The 18,208-nt window shown below is 60.4% G+C and carries 18 protein-coding genes; 7 read left to right on the forward strand and 11 right to left on the reverse strand.

Translation table 11 applies throughout. The features are described from left to right. Window positions 1–9 precede the first annotated feature (9 nt). The 3 genes from RB216_RS11390 to RB216_RS11400 all read right to left on the reverse strand — a co-directional run bounded on the left by RB216_RS11390 (window position 10) and on the right by RB216_RS11400 (window position 3,091). Window positions 10–1,035, reverse strand: a complete 1,026-nt coding sequence (locus RB216_RS11390) for a purine-nucleoside phosphorylase (protein WP_122555194.1) — start codon at window positions 1,033–1,035, stop codon at window positions 10–12. A gap of 14 nt (window positions 1,036–1,049) precedes the next feature. Then, window positions 1,050–1,997, reverse strand: a complete 948-nt coding sequence (locus RB216_RS11395; RefSeq protein ID WP_028619810.1) for a nucleoside-specific channel-forming protein Tsx — start codon at window positions 1,995–1,997, stop codon at window positions 1,050–1,052. A 155-nt stretch (window positions 1,998–2,152) separates the two neighbouring features. Then, on the reverse strand, window positions 2,153–3,091 hold the full coding sequence (locus RB216_RS11400; protein ID WP_123476620.1) for an AraC family transcriptional regulator: 939 nt from the start codon (window positions 3,089–3,091) through the stop codon (window positions 2,153–2,155). A gap of 261 nt (window positions 3,092–3,352) precedes the next feature. Here RB216_RS11400 and RB216_RS11405 point away from each other — a divergent pair, with 261 nt between their 5' ends. Beyond that, the gene (locus RB216_RS11405) at window positions 3,353–4,612 is read left to right on the forward strand and encodes an ABC transporter substrate-binding protein (RefSeq protein WP_236318746.1); all 1,260 of its coding nucleotides are present in this window, start codon (window positions 3,353–3,355) and stop codon (window positions 4,610–4,612) included. Between the two features lie 18 nt (window positions 4,613–4,630). Beyond that, a complete protein-coding gene (locus RB216_RS11410; RefSeq protein ID WP_028619813.1) occupies window positions 4,631–5,404 on the forward strand; it encodes an L-iditol 2-dehydrogenase in 774 nt (257 codons plus the stop codon). Window positions 5,405–5,509: 105 nt separating this feature from the next. On the opposite strand, the gene RB216_RS11415 is transcribed toward RB216_RS11410, so the two are convergent. After that, the gene (locus tag RB216_RS11415; protein ID WP_122684417.1) at window positions 5,510–6,202 is read right to left on the reverse strand and encodes an NUDIX hydrolase; all 693 of its coding nucleotides are present in this window, start codon (window positions 6,200–6,202) and stop codon (window positions 5,510–5,512) included. Between the two features lie 147 nt (window positions 6,203–6,349). On the opposite strand from RB216_RS11415, the gene RB216_RS11420 reads away from it, so the two are divergent. From RB216_RS11420 to nadE, 3 genes are read left to right on the forward strand one after another with little or no spacing between them, the layout of a single operon-like run. Next, window positions 6,350–6,997 (forward strand): nicotinamidase, encoded by a 648-nt coding sequence (locus RB216_RS11420; protein ID WP_028619815.1) that lies wholly within the window; start codon window positions 6,350–6,352, stop codon window positions 6,995–6,997. 11 nt (window positions 6,998–7,008) lie between these two features. Next, window positions 7,009–8,226: a nicotinate phosphoribosyltransferase gene (gene pncB / locus RB216_RS11425; RefSeq protein WP_308908704.1), complete on the forward strand. Its 1,218-nt coding sequence runs from the start codon at window positions 7,009–7,011 to the stop codon at window positions 8,224–8,226. A 1-nt stretch (window position 8,227) separates the two neighbouring features. Beyond that, window positions 8,228–9,040: an NAD(+) synthase gene (nadE, locus tag RB216_RS11430; protein WP_308908705.1), complete on the forward strand. Its 813-nt coding sequence runs from the start codon at window positions 8,228–8,230 to the stop codon at window positions 9,038–9,040. Here the strand turns inward: nadE and RB216_RS11435 are convergent. The 7 genes from RB216_RS11435 to RB216_RS11465 are packed head-to-tail and all read right to left on the reverse strand — an operon-like array spanning window position 9,037 to window position 15,476. Beyond that, the gene (locus RB216_RS11435; RefSeq protein ID WP_122684421.1) at window positions 9,037–10,068 is read right to left on the reverse strand and encodes an ABC transporter substrate-binding protein; all 1,032 of its coding nucleotides are present in this window, start codon (window positions 10,066–10,068) and stop codon (window positions 9,037–9,039) included. The two genes, nadE and RB216_RS11435, sit on opposite strands and share 4 nt — an antisense overlap. Window positions 10,069–10,082: 14 nt before the next feature. Continuing rightward, window positions 10,083–11,180, reverse strand: coding sequence for an NAD(P)/FAD-dependent oxidoreductase (locus tag RB216_RS11440; protein WP_308908706.1), 1,098 nt, complete (start codon window positions 11,178–11,180; stop codon window positions 10,083–10,085). Then, on the reverse strand, window positions 11,177–12,520 hold the full coding sequence (locus RB216_RS11445; protein WP_308908707.1) for an FAD/NAD(P)-dependent oxidoreductase: 1,344 nt from the start codon (window positions 12,518–12,520) through the stop codon (window positions 11,177–11,179). Before RB216_RS11445 ends, RB216_RS11440 begins: the two co-directional genes overlap by 4 nt. Continuing rightward, window positions 12,517–12,807 carry a (2Fe-2S)-binding protein gene (locus RB216_RS11450; RefSeq protein ID WP_028619821.1) on the reverse strand — a complete coding sequence of 97 codons (291 nt, stop codon included), beginning with the start codon at window positions 12,805–12,807 and terminating at the stop codon, window positions 12,517–12,519. The genes RB216_RS11445 and RB216_RS11450 overlap by 4 nt, the downstream gene beginning before the upstream one ends. Beyond that, complete coding sequence (locus tag RB216_RS11455) at window positions 12,807–13,601, reverse strand: ABC transporter permease (RefSeq protein ID WP_028619822.1); 795 nt, start codon at window positions 13,599–13,601, stop codon at window positions 12,807–12,809. The genes RB216_RS11450 and RB216_RS11455 overlap by 1 nt, the downstream gene beginning before the upstream one ends. Before the next feature lie 4 nt (window positions 13,602–13,605). Continuing rightward, window positions 13,606–14,451: an ABC transporter permease gene (locus RB216_RS11460; protein WP_308908708.1), complete on the reverse strand. Its 846-nt coding sequence runs from the start codon at window positions 14,449–14,451 to the stop codon at window positions 13,606–13,608. Continuing rightward, window positions 14,448–15,476, reverse strand: coding sequence for an ABC transporter ATP-binding protein (locus tag RB216_RS11465; RefSeq protein WP_028619824.1), 1,029 nt, complete (start codon window positions 15,474–15,476; stop codon window positions 14,448–14,450). Before RB216_RS11465 ends, RB216_RS11460 begins: the two co-directional genes overlap by 4 nt. Window positions 15,477–15,719: 243 nt before the next feature. On the opposite strand from RB216_RS11465, the gene RB216_RS11470 reads away from it, so the two are divergent. After that, window positions 15,720–16,550: an IclR family transcriptional regulator gene (locus tag RB216_RS11470; protein ID WP_028619825.1), complete on the forward strand. Its 831-nt coding sequence runs from the start codon at window positions 15,720–15,722 to the stop codon at window positions 16,548–16,550. Between the two features lie 298 nt (window positions 16,551–16,848). After that, window positions 16,849–17,997: a hypothetical protein gene (locus RB216_RS11475; RefSeq protein WP_308908709.1), complete on the forward strand. Its 1,149-nt coding sequence runs from the start codon at window positions 16,849–16,851 to the stop codon at window positions 17,995–17,997. The last annotated feature ends 211 nt before the right edge of the window (window positions 17,998–18,208 follow it).

An 18,208-nucleotide genomic window follows, 5' to 3' on the forward strand; every position in this document is an offset into this window, starting at 1 on the left:
TCCTGGTGGTCAGGCCTCGGGAACACCGTTCTTCCACGCCGACCAATTCTTGAGGATCGCCTGTACCAACGGGTTGCCCGTGCGGTACAGGTTTTCCAGCGCCGGCACAAAACCGCCCTGATCCGCGTACTTCAGCAGGTTGTCCACTTCGCTGTAGCCAGGGTACGGACGGTCGAAGTCCGAGCCTGCACGCACCACCGCCAGGCGCTGGATATCCACCAGACCTTCGCGACTGGCGCGCAGCAGGGCTTCGTAGGTGGAGTTGTCTTCCTGTTGGGTGGTGCAGTATTCACCTTTGTTGTCGGTCAGCAACTTGGTCCAGACTTCGGCGCGTTCGCTCAGGCGTGTACCGGAAAACCAGGTGTTGCCCGCCAGGGTGTCGCAGCGGGTGACTTGCGGCGGTTGATTGGCCGGGGCGGCGGGGTAGTGTTTACGCCAGGCGGCGGACTCCTTGCTTTCGGTCAGCTCCACTTTTTGTGACAAGGCAAACGCCTTGGCCTGCAACTTGGGGTTCAGCTCAAACACTTCGGTCTTGTAGTCCAACGGTGGTTTTTCGTTGGGACCTTTGGTGTTGATGCCGATATAGCCCGTCGGCCAATCCTTGGGCGCATCCCGTGAGTCCAGCTCCCACTGGGTGCCGAATTCCACCAGGTAATGGGCCCAGGCTGCGGTGCCGATGGTGCCGTGCTTGGGGCTGATGCCGGCGATCCCGGCGATCAGGAAATAACTCTGGCGCAGGTCGAATTTGGGCGACAAGGCCAAAGCCAGCGTGGACGCGGCGGCGTTGGTCTGGCCCATGCCAGTGACCAGCAGGCACACGTCCTGGGTGTTGCAACGGATCACCGGGTATTCGGCGGACAGCCCTGGCACGCGGACTTCCTGCTTGAGCTCCAGGCGATCAATCCAGGTTTGCGCCTCAGGGGCGAACATGGTGATCAGCATCACCTTGGGTTTGATCGGTGCGGTATCGGCCAGCACCACGTGGGGCAGCAGCGCCAGGCCGACCGCCATGGAGAAACGTGTAAACGCGTTCATCTAAAGCTCCTCTATCAGAATTGGTAGCCCACGCCGGCGTAGTAACCCCAGCCGTCGGAACGGGCGCGGAAGTTGCCTTCGCCGAAATTCAACTCACTGCCGTCTTCCCAGTTGCCGCCGTTATGGAAGTAACGGCCGACCAGGGTGAAACGCAGGTGGGTGAACGAGTACAGCAACACATTGGTCGCGACCAGCGAGTTGGCGGTGCGCGCCGGGTTGTCCTTGTGCAGGTCGGAGCCGAAATCGTAGTTGGTGAAGCCGATGTAGGTCAGCGAGGCGCCGTTATCGAATTTGCCGATGGGCACGATGTACTTCATCTGCGCACGGTAGCCATCCCATGAATATTCATTGCTGGCGCCGTAGTTTTCCCACTGGTAGCGCCCGTAGAAGTTGGCCGACAGGTTCACCCGCGAATGGGTGTCGATGTCGGTGCCGAGGCCGCTGTATAAGGTGTTGGCGCGGTTTTCCTTGCGGCTGCCATGGTCGTAGATCCAGTCGAACGCTACATACCATTCCTTGAACGGGCCGAAGGCCAGGCTACGGCCCGCCAGGTAGTCGATGGAGATACGCGGTTCGTGCTCCATGAACACTGGCGAGCCATGGTCCCACACGCCTTTGTCATTACTGTTACCGATGGTGAGAATCTTCGGCACGTCGACATAGCCGTACAACTCGAACGGCCCTTTGCGGCCGAAGTACTCGTATTCCAGGTAGACATCATCCTGTGGCTTGGGGCCGAAGCTGATGTCTTTGCTGCCAATCAATGTCAGGTCCTGGTTGAACCATTCCGACAGGTACGCGCCTTTTTTCGCCGGGCTGGCTTGCGGGCTGAGGGTTTCGCCCTGTGCTGAGTCATCCACGGGTTTTTCCTGCGCCAAAATGGGGGCGCTGAGTACTCCCGTAACGGCGGCCAGTAGCAAGGAAACACCAAAGGAGGCAGGACGCCTTGAGGTGGAGTGCATTGAAAATCCCTATTCGTACGCGGTTTGAACCCGATTCTCCGGGTAAGGGTGAACTTGGCAGGCAAGTTCGTACCGCAAACGTTTGCACAGGCTGTACCAAGTTTGCTCAATGGGTTGATCAAATTGAAAAAAACGGGATTTAGTCGACCTTTTGGTCAGAATTGATTGGGTGTCATTTTTTCAATGCGTTGGAACAGGTGCATCGCTGTTTCCCGTCGATAGTCACTCGGCGTCTGGTGCATTTCGATACGGAAGTGCCGGTTGAAATTCGACAGGTTGGCGTAGCCCACTTCAAAGCAGATATCCGCCACCGACATGTCGCTTTGCAACAGCAATCGGCAGGCGCGCTGCACCCGGAACTTGCGCATCAGGTCGATGAAGCCGTGGCCGGTGTTGCGCTTGAAGAAGCGTGAGAAGCCCGGCTCGCTCATCTCCAACTGTTGCGCGATCACCGACAGGCGAACATCGCCGGTCAGCTCGCGCATCAGATAGTCAAACGCCTTGTTGATACGTTCGGCGCTGCGTGCATCCAACGTCGGTGCATAGCATGGGCTGGCCAGGGCCTTGGCCTGTTGTGTCGGGGCGTTCTTCAGGGTGTCGAGCAGTTGCAGGAACAGGATCAAGCGTTGCAGGCCGTGGGCGGCGCCGATGGCTTCCATCAAGTGCGCAGCCTGCAACGCGGTGTCGCCGGTGAATTCCAGCCCGCGCCGGGCACGCTCGAACAGCGGTTGCAGGTCACCGAGTTCCGGCAGGGTCTTGCGCAGGGCGAGGAGGGCGGCACCGTCGAATTGCAACACCACGTCGCGCCCGCTCAGGTATTCGCCGGGGGCGAGCTCACCGATCCAGTCATGGGGCAGGTCGGGGCCAATCAGCGCCACATGCCCGGCACTGAACGCACCAATGTAGTCGCCCGCGACCAGTTTGCCGCTGCCTTGGCGGATCAGATGGATTTCAAATTCGGGATGGTGGTTCCAGCGCGCCAGGTCGTAGGGGTAGTCATGTTCGAACCAGCGGAAGCAGTGGTCCGGCTCGGGCAGGATCACTTCGAGTTCGGCGGGGCGGTGCTCGAACAGCTTGGCGCGGCTGATGGGCATGGCGGGATTCTTATGATTCTTGGAATCGCTCCAAAATACGCGCCTCAGTCATGGGCGCGCTACCCCTGGTTTTGCCTGGCACTGATACTTTTTTAACGTTCATATCCAGGTTAAAAAAGTATCAGTCGCCCATCCTCCAGGCGTTTGTGGGGGCTTGGCCAAGCTGCTGTAATCGGCCCTCAACAACAAAAACAACAGGTAGAAACCGCTATGTCCAAGCTCCCGGAAGCGTTGTTCCTGCTTTCCAGCCTGACGCTGGCCATGCCCAGCCACGCCGCCGACACCGTGACCATCGCCACGGTCAACAACAGCGACATGATCCGCATGCAGCGCCTGTCCAAGGTGTTCGAAGCACAGCACCCGGACATCAAGCTCAACTGGGTGGTGCTGGAAGAAAACGTGCTGCGCCAGCGCCTCACCACCGATATCGCCACCCAAGGCGGGCAGTTCGACGTGCTGACCATCGGCACCTACGAAACCCCACTCTGGGGCGCCAAGCACTGGCTGGAACCCCTGACCCAACTTCCGGCCGATTATGACGCCGACGATATCTTCCCCTCGGTACGCCAGGGCCTGTCGGTCAACAACACCCTGTACGCCTTGCCGTTCTACGGCGAAAGCACCGTCACCTACTACCGCACCGACCTGTTCAAGCAGGCCGGGTTGAGCATGCCCGCGCATCCTACCTGGACGCAGCTCGGCGAGTTCGCCGCCAAGCTCACCGTCAAGGACAAGGGCCAATACGGCATGTGCCTGCGCGGCAAGGCCGGCTGGGGCGAGAACATCGCCTTGCTGAGCACCATGGCCAATGCCTTTGGTGCACGCTGGTTCGACGAGCAGTGGAAGCCCGAGCTGACCAGCCCCGAGTGGACGGCGGCCGCCAACTTCTATGTCAACACCCTCAAGCAATACGGCCCGCCGGGTGTGTCCAGCAATGGTTTCAACGAAACCCTGGCGCTGTTCAACAGCGGCAAATGCGCGATCTGGGTCGATGCCAGCGTCGCCGGTTCCTTCACCACCGACAAGAGCCAGAGCAAGGTCGCCGACAGCGTCGGTTTCGCTGCCGCGCCTACCGAAGTCACCGATAAAGGTTCTTCGTGGCTGTATGCCTGGTCCCTGGCAATTCCGGCCACGTCCAAGCACAAGGACGCTGCCAAGGCCTTCATTAGTTGGGCGACGTCCAAGGAGTACATCCAGCTGGTCGCTGATAAAGAAGGCATCACCAACGTACCGCCGGGCACCCGACAATCTACCTACAGCGAGGCGTACTTGAAGGCTGCCCCATTCGCCCAGGTGACCCTGGAAATGATGAAGCACGCCGATCCCGCGCACCCTTCGGCCAAGCCGGTGCCGTACGTGGGCATCCAGTACGTGACCATTCCCGAGTTCCAGGCCATTGGCACTTCGGTCGGAAAGCTGTTCTCTGCGGCGCTGACCGGTGGCATGTCGGTTGACCAAGCCCTGCTGGAAGCCCAGTCCACCACCGAGCGCGAAATGAAACGCGCCGGCTACCCGAAATAACTTCAACAGGACTTTTTCATGAAACGACTTGAAGGCAAGAGCGCGCTGATCACCGGATCGGCGCGTGGCATCGGCCGCGCCTTTGCCCAGGCCTACATCGCCGAAGGCGCCACCGTGGCCATCGCCGACATCAACCTGCAACGGGCCCAGGCCACGGCGGCTGAGCTGGGCCCACAGGCGTATGCCGTCGCCATGGATGTCACCGACCAGGCGTCCATCGACGGTGCGATTGCCGCAGTGGTCGCCCAGGTTGGCAAGCTGGATATCCTCGTCAACAACGCCGCGCTGTTCGACCTGGCGCCCATTGTCGATATCACCCGCGACAGCTACGAACGGCTGTTCTCGATCAATGTCGCCGGCACGCTCTTCACCTTGCAGGCCGCCGCACGGCAGATGATCAGCCAGGGCCATGGCGGCAAGATCATCAACATGGCCAGCCAGGCCGGACGCCGCGGCGAGCCGTTGGTGGCAATCTACTGCGCGACCAAGGCGGCGGTGATCAGTTTGACGCAATCGGCGGGGTTGAATTTGATCAAGCAGGGGATCAACGTCAACGCCATCGCACCGGGTGTGGTGGATGGCGAGCATTGGGATGGGGTGGATGCATTGTTTGCCAAGCATGAAGGGTTGGCGCCTGGCGAGAAGAAAAAGCGGGTAGGGGGCGAAGTACCATTTGGGCGGATGGGCACGGCGGAGGATCTGACCGGGATGGCGGTGTTCCTGGCCTCGAAAGAGTCCGACTACGTGGTGGCCCAGACTTACAACGTCGATGGCGGCAACTGGATGAGCTGACCCAAAAAACCTTGTAGGAGCCGGCTTGCCGGCGATGACGCCCTTGAAAACTGCGCAATGCCCAAGGCCGCCATCGCCGGCAAGCCGGCTCCTACAGGGGGTGGTTCACTCGGCAAAACTGCGATCAAAGAAATAAATGTCCCCAGGCTTCAGTTTCTCCACCGTCGCCTGGGGCCTGCCGCCTTCACCATTCTTCTTGCGCCCCGTCTCGCGCAGGTACCCCGCTTCAGTCAGCTTCAGCAAGCGCTGGCGAATACTGGTCTTCAATACCGGCCGCGCCAGCACCAGGGAAAAGATCGTGGTCGCTTCCGGCGCGCTGAATTCATCGCCCAGGAACATCAGCGGCAAGCTGCTGTACAGCGATTTGGAAAACAAGCGTTCCTGCACGGCGGCCACGATGCTGTTGTGATCGAACGGCAGCTTGATGCTGCCATCCGCCACCCCCGCCAGTGAAAACCAGGCCTGATGCTCACCCAGCTCTACCTCATCCGCCACGATCGCCAGGTAGTAAGTGGACGATGACCAGCAGCGCGGATCACGAAACGCATCCCCCACCGTGCCCACTTGCTCGCTCCAGGCCAGATCAAGTCCGACCTTGTCACTCGCGCGCAAGCGCTCCACCGCGTCCTTGAGGCTCAGATCTTGCACGCCGCCATTCACCACCACGCCCGGCAGCGCCCAGTGCCCGGCGAAGGGCTCGGCGTCGCGTTTGTTCAGCAGCAATTTCAGTTCCCCGCAGGCGCGGCAATAAAACAATACGCACAGGTCGACGGTGTGGAGGTAGGGGCTCAGGGGCATGTTGACGTCCTTCTAGACAGCGATGACACACAGTCTAACGAATCGAGCAGATATGTCATGGACTTGCTCCAGGATAGATAACCAGATGTTTCTTGCAATGAAAGTACATGACGTGTACTTTTGTTTCCAGGCCACAGGAGAACCACCATGACCCTCTCGATATCCGCCATCGCTTCATTCGACGTAGACGCCCAGAAAAGCTTCACGCCGCTGTGCCCCAACGAATTGCCTGTGGCCGGCGGCGACCAGATTGGTGCCGAGCTCAACTACATGGCGAGTCTGGCGGGCCATCGCGTCGGCAGCAAAGACGCTCACACCCCGCATGCGCCCTGGGTGGTGTCGCAGCACAGCGAGATGCTGCAAGCCACCGGCCTGACCCACGCCGATGTGACCTGGGTCAGCCATTGCGTACCCGGCACCGAGGGTTTCACTTTGCTCGACGAATTACCTACGCCTTATGACTACGACTACTTCATCTGGAAAGGCGTCGAACCCGACCTGCACCCCTACGGCGCCTGCTACCACGACCTGCACGACAAACTCTCTACCGGCGTGATCGAGTACCTGAAAGCCCAGGGCGTGACCCGCGTGATCGTCGGCGGCCTGGCTTTGGACTACTGCGTCAAGACCACCGCATTGCAACTGCTCAAGGCAGGCCTGGAAGTGGTTCTGCACTTGCCGGCGTGCAGAGGCATTACGCAGGAGGGCGGTGTACAGGCGGTCAACGAGTTACTCAAGGCCGGTGCCGTCATCAGCAGCACCCGCGAAGAACTGGCCGCGATGGCCGCGCGTTAAGGAGACATACCATGGAAAGTGCCTACGACTACGAAACGCCCGTTATCCAGGGGTTGCTCGACACCGACTACTACACCTTCACCATGATGCAGGCCGTGTTGCACCAGTACCCCAATGTCGATGTGGAGTACAACTTCATCGTGCGGTCCAAGGAAAAGCTCGGCCACCTGATTCCCGAAATTCGTGCCGAGTTGGAGCGACTCGCCAGCCTGCGTATGCGCGAAGGTGAGCTGCGCTTTCTGTTCAATCCACGCTTTCGCGAATACCTCACCCCGGACTACGAGCGATTCCTCGGTCTATTCCGCTTCAACCTGCGCTACATCCACGTCAGCGAAATCGACGGCCAACTCAACATCCGCGTGGTCGGCCCGATGCTGCACTGCATCATGTTCGAACAGCCGGTCCTGGCCCTGGTCAGTGAGCTGCGCAACCGCAGCAAATACCCCGACGTGACCCTGGAAGATGTCACCCGCAAGCTCTACCAGAAATTCGACTGGCTGCAGAAAAACCTCAGCCGCGAAGAACTCGCCGACCTGCGTGTGTCTGACTTTTCCACCCGGCGCCGCCTGTCGTTCAAGGCCCAGCGTGAAGTGGTCGACATCATGCGCCGCGACTTTCCCGGCCAGTTCGTCGGCACCAGCAATGCGCACCTGGCCTACGAATTCGACCTGCCGCTGATCGGCACCATGGCGCACCAATGGCTGATGGTGCACCAGCAACTGGGCCGCCTGCGCGAAAGCCAGAACGCCGCGCTGGAAAACTGGGTGCGCGAATACCGTGGCCGTCTCGGCATTGCCTTGACTGACTGCATCAGCACCGACTTTTTCCTCAAGGACTTCGACCTTTACTTCGCCAAACTGTATGACGGCCTGCGCCAGGACTCCGGTGACCCCATCGTCTGGGCTGACAAGGTGCTGGCGCGCTACAAGCAGCTGGGCATCGATCCGATGACCAAGGACTTGATGTTCTCCGACGGCTTGAACTTCGAAAAATGCCTGCCGATCCTGCGTCACGTGCGTGGCAAGGCCAAATTCGGCTTTGGCATGGGTACCAGCCTGGCCTGCGATGTGGAGGGCGTCGAACCGCTGAGCATCGTGATGAAACTGGTGCGGGTGCACGGCGAACCGGTGGTGAAATTCTCGGATGACCCGATCAAGAACGTTTGCGAAGACGCCTCGTTTTTGCAGTATGCAGCACAAGTGTTCAATGTCGGCAGCGTGGAGGTGTGACATGCAAGAACGTATCGCACAGGAACTGAACATCAATCGGCAACTGGTCAAAGGCGGTGAGTCGAAGGAAATCCAACGGCGCATAGATTTCATCAAGACCACCTTGCTCGGCTCCGGCAGCAAGGCGTTGGTACTGGGCATCAGCGGTGGCGTTGACTCCCTCACGGCTGGCCGTTTGTGCCAGTTGGCCGTAGAGCAACTGCGCGACGAAGACTACGCCGCGCGCTTCATCGCCATGCGCCTGCCCTACAAAACCCAAGCCGACGAAAGCGATGCCCAGGCCTCCCTGGACTTCATCACCCCGGACCAGATCGACACCCTCAACATCGCCGCCAGCGTCGACGGACTCATGGCCAGCCTGACCGCTACCGAGGCCAGTGTCACCCATGTCGATTTCATCAAGGGCAACGTCAAGGCACGCGCACGGATGATCGCCCAGTACGCCGTGGCCAACCTGCACAACGGCCTGGTGGTCGGCACTGACCACGGCGCCGAGGCGTTGATGGGGTTTTTCACCAAGTTCGGTGACGGCGCCTGCGACCTGGCGCCACTGTCGGGCCTGACCAAAACCCAGGTGCGCCTGCTCGCCACGGCCCTCGGCGCCCCCGACAAGTTGGTGCACAAACACCCGACTGCCGACCTGGAAGAGCTTGTGCCGGGCAAGCTGGATGAACACGCTTACGGCTGCACTTACGCAGAAATCGACGCCTACCTGATGGGCGAACCGGTGAGCGAGCGGGTGAGAACCTTAGTCGAGGGCGCGTACAGCAAGACAGCGCACAAACGCGCGCTGCCGATTATTCCCCTTGATTAACGTTCGATAGACCGACTCCACCGTGCATTCCACTCCGGCCGCGCCTGGTTGACCTGGTCCCAATCAATCGAAATAGCGGTCTGCAAATAACCTTGCATCGCTTCTACCCGGGCGCGGGTCTTGTCGGTGGTCGGCGTGGTCGGGTTAGACGGGATCTGATCGCCTTCTTCCAGCGCCGGGGCCTGGGCTTCGGCGGTCAGCAAAAACGCGGCGAGCTTCTGCGCCAGTTCCGGCTGGTCGTTGCGGGCAATCACGCACTCAGCCACGTTCAGCACCACCGCACCCTCCTTGGGTTGCGCATATTCCATGGGCACACCGAGCAGTTTCTGGGTGGCGACTTGGGTCGGGGTGAGCGGGAAAATCGCGGCTTCGTCGGTCTGCACCATTTCGGAGATCTTTGCGGAGCTGGCGATGTATTCCAGCACGTTGGGGCCAACGGTTTTTGGCCAGGCCTTGAAGCCCGGGTCGACGTTGGTTTCGTCACCGCCCTGGATGCGGTTGAACATCAGGAAGCCATGCAGGCCGAAGGTGGAGGAGGCCAGGGACTGGAACACCACTTTGTCCTTGAAGCGCGGGTCGGCCAGGTCCATCCAGGAGGTGGGCGCGGCCCAGCCTTTTTCCTTGAACATCTTGGCGTTGTAGCCCAGGCCGGTGACGCCGAGGGTCACGGCCACGGCTTGTTCCTTGATCTTCGCCTTGGTAGGGATCTGCTCCAGGGTCGGGCTTGGCGCCAGCTTGTCGCACAACCCCATGGAAATTGCGCGGTACATGATGCCGTCGTCAAGGAACATCACGTGCATCTGCGGGTTGTCTTTGTTGGCCTGGACCTTGGCAAGGATGTCCGACGAGGTGCCGGGCACGATCACCACCTTGACGTTATTGGCCTTTTCGAACGCGGGCAGCACCTTGTCGGCGTAGACCCGTTCCATGGTGCCGCCGTTCATGCCCAGGTACAGCGTGGGCGCGGCGTGCGCCGTTGAGGCGAGCAGGGCGAGGGACAAGCAGGACAGCGCAATACGTGGGTTCATGGATGTTTTTCCTCTCAGGCTTGGAAACGACGGATGGAAAACACTTCGATAGGTTGGCGGCTGGCACCGGTGCAGACGATCTCTGCCAGGGCTTCACCGACGGCGGGACCAAGCTGGAACCCGGCGCCGGCAAAGCCGAAACCGTGGAGCAAGCCGGGTTGGGTGCTGCTGGGGCCGATCACCGGTTCATGATCGGGGAGGTAACCTTCGGTGCCGCTCCAGGTGCGGATGGCCTGGGCACCCTTGAGAAACGGGTAAAGCTCGCCGGCATTGCGCAGAATCTCCAGCACCGCAGCTTGCCCTGGTCGCGCTTGCTGCGGGCCGAGGGCAAAGCCGCGACCGCCGCCGAGGATGCAATTGCCCCGGGCAACCTGTCGCGCATAGATCCCGCCACCTTCGACGCCCGTGCTCACGTCCATCACCACCGGCAAGGGCTCAGTGACCAGCATCGCCGGGTGTGCCGAGGTCATAGGCACCGCTTCGCCAAACTGTTCGGCCACCGCACCTGCCCACGCCCCGGCGCAATTGAGCAGCCACGGTGCTTGTAGATGCAGACCGTTGGCGCAGTGCACCTGGAAGTCCTGGCCGTCATGCTCGATACGCGTGACCAGCGACTGTTCATACAGGTGAGCGCCGCGTTGTTTCGCCGCGCGGGCAAAGGCGGGCGACACTAGGCGGGGGTTGGCGTGGCCGTCTTCCGGGCACAGCGAGGCACCGACGGCGATGTCACCGACCCAGGGGAATCGCGCGCGCAGCTCGACGTAATCCAGCAACTGCAAGCCCAAGTCAAATCCTTGTGTCTGCTCGGCATACGCTTGTAAGGCGCCGAAATCTGCGTGACTGCGCGCCAGTTTCAAATGCCCGGAACGTACGTATTCGCCATCGATACCGATTAATCCCGGCAAGTCTGCCCACAGTTGGTGGGCACGCTGCGACAGTGGCAACTGATGCAAGGGCCGACCCTGGCGCCGCACGCCGCCGTAGTTGACGCCGCTGGAGTGTGAGCCGCAGAAATCTCGCTCCACCAGCGCCACGCGCTGGCCTTTCTGCGCCAGCATCAGCGCGGCCGACGCGCCGACAATCCCGCCTCCCAATACGATGACATCAATCACGGCTGCACCTCCACGCCAAACGGCAGCGGCTTGATTGGTGCCTGGCCCCGCAAGCGGCCGACGTTTTTGATGGCCCGGCCACTGCGCTCTGCGACAATTTCCGCCGCCGCCAACCCGCACATCCGGCCTTGGCAGCGGCCCATGCCGACCCGACAGTGGGCCTTGACGCGGTTGATCTCCCAGTGGCCCTCATCCACCACCGCGCGCACGTCGCCGACGCGGACTTCTTCGCAGCGACAGAGGATCAATTCATCGGGGGCTTCGACTGCCCAGTTCTCTGGAAAAGGGAACGCGGTTTCCAAACCATGACGAAAGCGTTGGATGGCCGCCAATTGTTGCTCCAGCACAGCAGGGCGGCGCTGATCGATGGCAACACCCGAGTCCTCCAGCACCGCCAGTGCTGCACGTTCACCGGCCATTTGCGCGGCGTCCGCGCCCATGATCCCGGCCCCATCGCCCGCCAGGTACACGCCGTTGACGCTGCTGCGTCCGGCGCTGTCCCGTTGTGGCAGCCACGCGCGGTTAAGGGCATTCCAGGTGAACTCACAGCCAAGCAAGTCCGCCAGTTGCGTCTCGCTGCGCAGGGCATGGGCGAAAGCCACGGCGTCGCACGGCAGAGTCTGATCACCCCATTGAATGCCGCTGACCCGTTGCGTTCCGTCGATCTGTTTAAGCGTGACGCCCTGATGCACGGGAATCCCATGGGCCGTCAGCCAGGCGCGGTAATACAAGCCTTTGGCCAAGGTCGTCGGTTGTCCGAGCAACGCGGGCAAGGCACGGTATTGGGCACTGAACGGCGCGCTGTCGAGCACCGCCACCACCTTGGCCCCAGCCTTGGCGTATTGATAGGCGACCAGATAGAGCAACGGCCCGCTGCCACAAAACGCCACGCGCTCACCGATGGCGCAGCCCTGGTACTTCAAAGCGATTTGCGCCGCGCCAAGGCTGTACACGCCCGGCAGGGTCCAGCCCGGTACGGGCAGGATGCGGTCAGTGGCGCCTGTGGCGACGATGAGTTGCGCGTACTCGATGCTTTCTGCGCGGCCGTTGTTGAGCATATCCAGGCGCCCGTCCTCGGCATTCCACACCAGGGTTTCCGGGCGGTAGTCGATCAGCGGTGCCAGCTCATCCATTGTGCGGTGCACGGCCTCGGCCTTGCGTGCTTCAAATCCGTAAAGCTGCTTGGCGGTGCGTTGAAATCCCTGTGGCTGACGCCGATAAATCTGCCCGCCACCGCGCAGGCTTTCATCCACCAGGCAAGGTCTGATGCCATGGTCGAGCAACGTGCGCGCCGCGCTGATCCCGGCCGGGCCTGCGCCCACAATCACCACAGGCTTCATGACTGGCGCCCCGGATCGCGGCGGATGGCCTGGCCTTCTTCCAATAGCGTCGAACAGGCGCGTACGCGACGCCCGTCTTCAAGTCGCACCCAACAATCCTGGCACGCGCCCATCAGGCAGAAACCGGCCCGTCGTTCGGCGCTGAAATCACTGCCGCGCAGGTGTTCGGCGCAGGTCAGCACGGCGGTCAACAAGGTGTCACCGAGCAAACCGCTGGCGGGTTGCCCATCCAGGGTGAAGGCCAGGGCAGGGCGTTGGGTTTCGGCCAGGCGTTTGAACAGGGCCATCAATGTTTCCCCACCAGCACGCGGTCCAGGCCGTAGACCCGGTCCAACAGGATCATGGTGGCCGCCGTGAGTGCAATCACCAGCGCCGACACCGCCGCCATCATCGGGTCGATGGATTCGGTGGCATACACATACATGCGCACCGGCAGGGTCTGGGTCGCCGGCGAGCTGACGAAGATCGACAACGTCACCTCATCGAAACTGTTGATGAACGCCAGCAACCAACCGCCCGCCACCCCCGGCAGGATCATCGGCAGGGTGATCTGGCGAAACAACGTAAAGCGACTGGCGCCCAGGGACTCGGCGGCCTGCTCGGCGCTGCGATCAATCCCGATCGCCGCGGCCAACACCAGGCGCAGCACATACGGGGTGATGATCACCACATGCGCCAGCATCAGCCAGGTGAAGCTGCCGTTCACGCCCATCAGTGCGAACAGGCGCAACATCGCCACGCCGAGCACCAGGTGCGGAATGATGATGGGTGACAGGAACAACGCACTGAAAAAATTGCGCCCCGGAAACTGATAGCGACTGATCGCCAAGGCGGCCGGCACTGCAATCAAGGTGGCCAGACTCGCGGCGGTAAACGCCAGAATCAGGCTGTTGTAGAACGCCTGGATAAAGTCAGCGCGCTCGAACACCGCACGGAACCAGCGCAGGGAGAAGCCCGACGTGGGCAGGCTCAAGGTGTTTTCCGGGGTGAAGGCCACCAGGCATACCACCACCAGCGGCGCCATCATGAACAGCACCACCAGGGTATGGAAACCCAGGGCCAAAGGACCGTTTCTGGACATGTGCTTAAACCCCCAGGGACTTTTTGTAGCGGCCTTCGACCATGCGGTTCCAGCTCAGCATGATCAGCAGATTGACCAACAGCAGCACCACCGCGATGGTCGCGCCCATGGGCCAGTTGAGTTCCGAGAGATACTGGTCGTACACCACGGTCGCGACCATTTTCAGGCGGCGTCCGCCGAGCAGGCCGGGGATCGCAAAGGAACTGGCGGCCAGGCCGAACACGATCAGCGTGCCGGACAGCACGCCGGGCATCACCTGCGGTAATATAATCCTGCGCATTACCGTGGTTTGGCTGGCGCCGAGGGACAACGCCGCCTGTTCCGCCGACGGGTCGAGTTTCTGTAGGGAAGTCCACACGGGGATGATCATGAACGGCAGCATCACGTGCACGAGGGCGATGATCACCGCGAACGGCGTATACAACAGCTTCACCGGGCGCCCGCCAAGGAATTGGATGACTTGGTTCACCAGCCCGTCCGCGCCGAGCAGCAGGCTCCAGCCAAAAGCGCGCACCACCACCGAAATCAGCAGCGGCGTGAGGATCAGGATCAGGAAAATCGAGCGCCATGGTGTACCCATGCGGCTGAGGATGTACGCCTCGGGCACGCCGATCACCACGCAGAGCAAGGTGACCAAGGCACTGATCCAGAAGGTGCGCCAGAAGATTTCGTAGAAGTACGCATCGCTGAACAACGACAGGTAATGCGCGAAGGTCCATTCATCCGCCTTCACACCCACCTGGTAATCGAACACGTTGAACGACAACACCAGCGTCAGGCCCAGCGGCAGAATCAGCAACCCGACAAACAGCACCAGGGCGGGTAACGACAACAGGTAGCCCCGGCTCATGCGCGCACCTCATCCGCTGCCAACACGCGCAGCAGGCTGGCTTGCCAGTCCAGGCCCACCGCCGCCCCGCAACCGAGCGGCGCGCTGCCGTCATTGCTGCGCACCACGGTGATTTCGCCAAGGCTAGTGTGGATGCGATACAGCCATTGGCTACCAAAAAAGTAACTGTCGAGCACCTTGCCCTGCAGTCGGCCGGTGCCGGCGTCCACCAGTTGGATCTTTTCCGGACGCAGGCTCAGGGTCAGCTCGCCGTCACCGCTTTCGTGACGCACTTGCGGAGTGCCCAGCTGGTCATAGTCGCCCGGCAACAGGTTGGCCTTGCCGACGAAGTCCGAGATGAAGCGTGTGCGCGGATGTTCGTAGAGTTTGTACGGCGCGTCGATCTGGGTCACACGTCCGGCCTGCATCACCACCACGCGGTCGCTGATGGACAGCGCCTCCGCCTGGTCGTGGGTGACCATCAAGGTGGTGATGCCCACGGCGCACTGGATGCGGCGGATTTCGAACTGCATCTCTTCACGCAGGTTGGCGTCGAGGTTGGACAGCGGCTCATCCAGCAGCAACACCGGTGGCTCGATCACCAGGGCGCGGGCCAGGGCCACACGTTGGCGCTGGCCGCCGGACAGCTCACGTGGGTATCGGTCGGCGTGCGGCGCCAGGCGTACCAGTTCCAATACCGTCTTAACCTTGCTGGCGATCTCGGCGGTCGGCACTTTGCGCATCTTCAGGCCGAAGGCAACGTTGTCGCGCACGCTCATGTGCGGGAACAGCGCGTAGCTCTGGAACACCACGCCCAGGCCACGGCTGGCGGGCTTGGCATGGGTGATATCGCGACCGTCGAGCAGGATCTGCCCGCCGCTGACGTCAACGAAGCCGGCGATCATTTGCAGGGTGGTGGTCTTGCCGCAGCCCGAGGGGCCGAGCAGGGAAACGAACTCGCCTTTTTCCACTGCAAGGTCGGTGGCGACCACCGCATCGACGGCGCCGTAGCGTTTGCTCAAGGCGTGGAGTTGGAGAAATGCCATGTCTGCGTTCCACCTTTTTTTGAGTCGCGTCGAAACGCGCTTTTTTGTTTTGGGCAGAAGCGAATGAAGTGTTGCCGGTGCGTTGGCGCTCGATCTTGAGTCGGCTGCCGTTAGTTGTTCATGTCGCCCCTGTGGACGCAGATTAGGACGAAGACTAGGATGGGCGGAAGATGGTATTTCACTGAATGAACTATTATTTTCATATTTATTCACTCACCGGAATTTACTTAGAGATTGGTTGTTATGGATTCCACTGAGCGAAATGATAGCGCCAAAGAAGTCGGCCCCGGTGGGGTGTCTCGACTGTTCGCGCTGCTGCGCACCCTGGGTGACGTGCCGGAGGGCGGCGAACGCGTGACCCAGCTCGCGCAACAGGTCGGCTTGTCCCAACCGACCACCCACCGCCTGCTGCGCAGCCTGATGGACGAAGGCATGGTCGAGCAGGACGCGCGCAGCAAGCGCTATCGCCTGAGCCTGGAGTTCTTCGCGCTCGCGGCGAATGCAGGCAAGACCGGTAACCTGCGTGATCTGGTGCGGCCGAGCATGTTGCGCCTGAGTGCGTCATTAGGGGATTCGCTGTTCTTGCTCGCGCGCTCAGGCTTCGACGCGATCTGCCTGGACCGCAGCGAAGGCCCGTACCCGATCCGTACCTTCACCGGGGACATCGGCGGGCGTGTGGCATTGGGCGTGGGGCAGGGCAGCCTGGCGATCCTCGCATTCTTGCCGGAGGAAGAGCGCGAGACGGTGATCCGCTTCAACCTGCCACGGCTCAAGGACTTCCACTTGTATGACGAAGTGCTGTTGCGCTCGGAAGTTGAGAATGTGCGCAATCTTGGGTATGCGGCACGCAATACCGGGGTGCTGGAAGGCATGGCGGGGTTGGCGGTGCCGATCCTCAATCGCGACGGGCATGCAGTGGCGGCGCTGAGTGTGGCAACCATCAGTGATCGGCTGGGGCCGAGCCGCTTGCCGATGGTGGTGGAGTTGCTCAAGCGTGAAGCGGCTGCGATCGGGCCGCGGATCAATCCGTTTGATCCGACATTGCGCAGGCCTTCGCAGACCTTTGGTGGGTAGTTCCGATGGCGGTCCACGTTACCGACCTGGCCGCCGTACTGCACATACACAGGTTCCATTCAATGCTCTGTCATCCCTCATCGCCGGCACCATCGGCTGGCGTGTGGAATGGGTAACGATCAGGCGCTTACTTAGGCAGTACTAGGCTTTCTGGGTACGTGTTAGTTATTCAGAAAATCAATTTTTTTGTTCGTGTTTAACGGAACTGTCCTTTTACAAATTGCCACAGATGGCTGTTGATTCAACGCTGACTTGGGCGTTGGTCAGCTTAATTGCATCAACTATCTGAGGTGTTTTAATGATAAATACTCCTTTCGGTCAGCCCACACAAACTTACTACCCGCAATCTTGCCCGTCGGAAGGTCGCGCCAGGTTTGGTTATCAGCCCGCAATGAGTAACTCAATGGAGGCCGCTCGGCCAGTCCCCAATTCGTTAGTGGCGCGAGACTTTGTCAACGCCTTCCCTTATTTCCAGGGAGAATCCGGTTTCGTCACGAAGGAAACGCTTCAACATGCTGCCAATCGTCCGCTGATCGGTGATCCGTTTCACGATCAAATGACAATGCTGGCAAGGGAGATTCTTAGCCGTCCAGGAATGAGTAACTTACTCGATGGTATCAACCATGGCGGCCATGAAGATGGTCTGATCAGCCAGGGTGATGCGCATGAGGCGGTCTATGCGTACGAGGCCCAGGAGGCAGCGTACATGCAGGGTGGACCAGCAGGGTATAACGGTGGCATGCAGGGTGGACCGGCAAGGTTTAACGGTGGCATGCAACGCAGTCGTGTTGAAAATGGATATGGCGACTATGGTGCACGCAGTTATCAACCGGCAGCGAACGGCATGAGCCTGCAGAATGCTGAGGTCGCGAATAATTTCAAACAGGCCAAAGACTCAGATTTGACGACAGAGTTGGGTAATAATTTTGACTACTTCAATCCCAACGAGCATGGCAAGATAACCCAGCAATCGCTTCGTGAAATCGCAGGTCGGCCATTGACTGGCAACCCCGTAGACGATCGGATGACCCTGTTGGCCAAGGAGATCCTCAGTCGGCCGCAGATTAATCGCCACCTGGATTCCGACCACGATGCTGATAAAGCTGACGGGTTGATTGGGCGCGATACTATTGAGCGGGTGTCCCACCAACCTGCTGCACTGAATTATGAAAATATGAGTGACGTGGACTTGCTTGGGGCCCTTAAAGATAAATTCAAACAGTATTGGGGCAAAGATGACTACATCAGCTTCGATAGTCTTAAAGAAGCGGCTGCGGCGTCTCCTCCCACTGATAAATCTCGACTTGCGGCTGAACTTCTCCGTCGCCCGGGCCTGATGAAAGAAGTGGATATAGGTACCAATAATAAGGGCGGTAGGGGCTACGAGGACGAAAGGTTTGATATGGATAATGTCAATTACGTGATTAAAGAGAAACAGTCAAAATAGTGACCTGATTGTGCATGCAAGTGAAAATGCAGCCCGTGCCGTGGGCTGCGTCTTCAACCTTGCATCGCCAGTTGCGACCCTTTCTCCCACTTGGCTCAGCTGGGGCTGATCCTCCTTTCCGGTCGCCTCACGGCTTCGGTGACGATCAGGCCCTGGGTTATGTCGAAGTTCTTGCGCATGCGCTCGGGGCGCACCTGCAGGCCGGCGAGCA

The sequence above is a fragment of the Pseudomonas canadensis genome (assembly GCF_030980095.1).
In the GTDB taxonomy this organism is placed as follows: domain Bacteria; phylum Pseudomonadota; class Gammaproteobacteria; order Pseudomonadales; family Pseudomonadaceae; genus Aquipseudomonas; species Aquipseudomonas canadensis.